3 protein-coding genes are annotated in these 4,461 nt (G+C 32.5%); all 3 read right to left on the bottom strand.

The window, feature by feature from the left end; translation table 11 throughout:
* Window positions 1-86: 86 nt before the first annotated feature.
* Complete coding sequence (locus tag AMN88_RS01895) at window positions 87-3,092, bottom strand: sarcosine oxidase subunit alpha family protein (protein ID WP_075536175.1); 3,006 nt, start codon at window positions 3,090-3,092, stop codon at window positions 87-89.
* Between the two features lie 4 nt (window positions 3,093-3,096).
* Window positions 3,097-3,369, bottom strand: coding sequence for a sarcosine oxidase subunit delta (locus tag AMN88_RS01890; RefSeq protein ID WP_075536174.1), 273 nt, complete (start codon window positions 3,367-3,369; stop codon window positions 3,097-3,099).
* Window positions 3,369-4,461, bottom strand: a 1,093-nt coding sequence (locus AMN88_RS01885; protein WP_075536176.1) for a sarcosine oxidase subunit beta family protein, incomplete at its 5' end; no start/stop codon positions are given. The genes AMN88_RS01890 and AMN88_RS01885, both read right to left, overlap by 1 nt.

The following is a 4,461-nucleotide window of genomic DNA, read 5'->3' as shown; positions in this document are numbered from 1 at the left end:
CTCTTAAATTAATTTTCATCACTGGAGAGATTTCTTTTACAGAAACATTCTCTTGATTAATTTCATTTTTAATAACTGGATTATAGTTAAGCATTCAACCTCTCATTTTTCTCATCATAAAAGACTGGATTTGCAACAGTGACATTAATATTTTTATTTTCCATGGGCACAAAAAGTTTTTTTCCCATCATATCTTTTCCACCTTTAACTACTGCAAGTGCAATCGATTTTTTTAGGTTGGGACTGAAATAACTTGATGTTACATGTCCTAGCATTTCAACTGGACTTTTATTTAATTCAGAAACTATTTGGGCTCCTTCTTCTAAAACTTCATTTGGATCCTCTGTTAATAAACCCACTAACTGCTTTCTATCTTCTCTCATTGTATCTGATCTATAAAGAGATCTTTTACCTATGAAATCGTATTTCTTCTTGCTTACTATCCAATCCATTTGAAGATCGATAGGAGTCATTGTTCCATCTGTATCTTGACCAACAATAATAAAACCTTTTTCTGCTCTTAATAAGTGCATTGTCTCAGTTCCATAAGGAGTAATGTTAAACTCTTGACCTGCCTCTATACACTTTTCCCATAAATCTTTTCCATAACTTGCTTGAACATTTATTTCGTAGCTGTGTTCTCCAGTAAAACTAATTCTCATTATTCTGCATTGGATATTACCGATATGAGCCTCTTGGAATGACATATGAGGAAAGTTTTCATCTGATAAATCTAAATCGGGAATTATTTTTTTAAGAATTTTTTTACTATTAGGTCCGCATAAACTAGCTGTAGCATAATGATCTGTTACAGAGGTTAAATAAACATCAAGCTCAGGCCATTCTGTTTGAAGATAGTCTTCAAGTTTACCTAAAACATTTGCTGCTCCACCAGTTGTTGTGGTCATAATGTAATGATTTTCACCTAATCTTGTTGTAACTCCATCATCATAAACCATACCATCTTCATTTAGCATTAGCCCATATCTACATTTTCCTACTGCTAATTTTGACCAAGCGTTTGTATAAACTCTATTTAAAAATTCAGAAGCATCACTTCCTTGAATATCAATTTTACCAAGAGTAGAGGCATCTAAAATACCAGCACTTTCTCTAGCAGCTTTACTTTCTCTTTGTACTGCTTGATTCATAGTTTCTCCGTTAACAGGGTAGTACCATGCTCTCTTCCATTGACCGACATTTTCAAATTCAGCTTTATTTTGAACATGCCAATCATTCATTGGCGTTCTTCTAAAAATATCAAAAAACTTTCCAACATTTCGACCTACAATAGTTCCAAATGTTAATGGTGTGTAAGGAGGTCTAAATGTAGTAGTTCCTAATTCTCCCATTTTAACACCAGCTGTATCTGCAATTATTCCCAATGCATGCATATTTCCTAGTTTACCTTGGTCAGTACCCATTCCAGTAGTAGTGTATCTTTTTACATGCTCAATAGATCTAAAACCTTCTCTTAATGCTAATTTGATATCTTTAGCTGTTGCATCGTTTTGATAATCTACAAATGGTTTAGTTTTACCTAAAGGTTTATCAGAAGGAAGTAACCAAATATTTCTTTTTGAATTTTCCTGATCGATCTCAACTTTAATATTATCTAAATCTGTTTCTTTAATATTTAGAGTATCTTTAAGCTTTTGATTTAAATTTTTAATGATTTCATCAATTTTAAAATCTCCACCACAAGATCCTACACTTATTTGTTCGGATGTATTCTGATTTGGTAAGAAAATTTGTTTTTCCTCATCAAACTTTAGTTTACTACCTGATTGTGTATATAAATGTACAGCAGGTGTCCAACCACCAGCAACTCCCAAGCAATCACATGAAATAGAAATTTTACTTCCAGTAACTGAAGTACCATCATTAGATAGTTTCATGATTGAAATACCATTTAATCTTTTGTATCCAGCTGTATCAACAATCGTATGTGACCAGTAAACTTTAATACCTGCTTCTTTTACTTTTTTAACAATTTTACTTTCAGATTGTTCTCTTATATCAATAATTGCCTCAACATTTATACCTTTGTTATATAGTGACAAAGCACTTTCGTAAGCACTATCATTATTAGTAAAAAATATATTTTTTCTACCACAAGCAACTCCATAAAATTCACTGTATTTTTTAATAGCAGATGAAAGCATTATACCTGGTCTATCATTATTATTAAATATCAATGGTCTTTCTAAAGCACCTGTGGCCAAAATAACTTTTTTAGCTCTAATTTTCAGAAGTCTTTGTCTGATTTTATTTGTTTTATCTTTTGCCTCTAAATGATCAGTTAGATTTTCTCTAGCCAAAAGATAATTATATTGATGATAAGCAGCTACACTTGTTCTAGTTTTTATTTCAAGATTTTTAATATTTTTAAGTTCCTCTATTTCTTTTTTTAACCATTCAGAAGGAGTTTTATTATCAATTTTGTTAAATTCGTTATTTTCAAAAATAGTTGAGCCACCAAGTTCATTTTTTTCATCAACTAACAACGTTTTAAAATTATTTTTAGCAGCATTTTTTGCTGCTAGTATTCCAGATATACCTGCACCTACAACCAATACATCACAGTGAATATTTCGGTGGTCATAAATGTCAGGATCATTTGATGTTGGTGATTTTCCTAAACCGGCTGAGTGTCGTATGAAAAATTCATATTTCTCCCAGAAACTAGCAGGCCACATAAATGTTTTGTAATAAAAACCTGCTGGAAAAAAAGGGGAGAGAAAATTGTTTATTCCACCAATATCAAATTCTACACTTGGCCAACAATTTTGACTGGATGCCTCTAAACCCTCATAAATCTCAACCTCTGTTGCTCTAACATTAGGTTCTGTTCTGTTTGTACAAGGATTTACTTGAACTATAGCATTTGGTTCTTCAGAACCAGACGTCATAATTCCTCTTGGTCTATGATATTTAAAACTTCTTCCAACTAAATGAACATCGTTTGCAAGTAATGCTGAAGCTAAAGTATCGCCTTTAAATCCATGGTAAGTTTTGCCATTAAATTTAAAAGATATTCTATTAGTTTCATCAATATACTCGCTAGATTTTACTCTTAGGTTTTTATTCATTTTATTAAGCGGGTGGTTTTTCACCCATTTTGTAAATTGCTTTTATTTCATCATTAGATGTATCTCTAACCATATTAAACCACTTACGACAACCATGTGCATGGTTCCATCTTTCAAATTGAACACCTTTAATATTTTTTCTCATAAATAAATATTCTGCCCATTCATCATCACTTAATTCTGTTGGTTGTTTAGGTCTTTCAATATGAGCTTCACCACCAGCTTTAAATTCTTGTTGATCTCTTTCTCCACAGTATGGACAGTTTATTAAAAACATTAATGAGCAACCGCTGCAGCACCATGTTCATCAACAAGGTCTCCGCTTACAAATCTATTTAAATTAAATGCAGCATTAAGTTTGTGTGGTTCATCATTTGCAATGGTATGTGCAAACAAATCTCCAGATCCAGGAGTTGCTTTAAATCCTCCAGTACCCCAACCACAATTAAAGTATAATCCTTTAATTGAAGTTTTACTTAAAATTGGACTAGCGTCAGGACAAATATCTACTATTCCTCCCCATTGTCTTAACATTCTCATTCTACTGAAAATTGGATATAATTCTAAAATAGCATTTAATGTTCCCTCAACTATTTGATGACTACCTTTTTGAGTATAAGAAACATAGTCGTCTGTTCCAGCACCAATGACCAATTCTCCTTTGTCAGATTGACTGACATAAGCATGCACTGCGTTAGACATTACAACTGTATCAATAATTGGTTTTACAGGCTCAGAAACCAAAGCTTGCAAAGGTTTACTTTCAAGTGGCAGTCTTAGACCTGCCATATTAGCTATTACGCTAGAATGACCAGCTGCAACTACACCAACTTTCTTAGTTTTTATAAATCCTTTTGTTGTTTCTATTCCTTCAACACTATCTCCATTTCTTTTTATTCCTTTAACTTCACAATTTTGAATAATATCAACACCCATCGCATCAGCACCTCTTGCATATCCCCAAGCAACAGCATCATGTCTTGCTGTACCAGCTCTTCGTTGTAATGTTCCTCCTAAAACAGGGTATCTAATATCCGGTGATGTATTTATAATTGGACAAAATTTTTTAACTTCTTCAGTGCTTAAGTAGACTGCATCAATTCCATTTAGTCTATTTGCATGTGTTCGTCTTTTTAAATCTCTAACATCTTGTAAATTATGTGCAAGGTTCATTACACCTCTTTGACTAAACATTACATTGTAGTTTAGTTCTTGAGATAAACCTTCCCAAATTTTTAATGCATGATCATATAATCCTGCACTTGCGTCCCATAAATAATTTGATCTAATAATTGTAGTATTCCGTCCAGTATTTCCACCACCTATCCAACCTTTCTCAACTACAGCAATATTATTCATATTGTGTTTT

The organism is Candidatus Pelagibacter communis (genome assembly GCF_001180165.1).
Lineage (GTDB): Bacteria > Pseudomonadota > Alphaproteobacteria > Pelagibacterales > Pelagibacteraceae > Pelagibacter > Pelagibacter ubique_P.
This window is presented reverse-complemented; position numbering and strand designations above follow the sequence as displayed.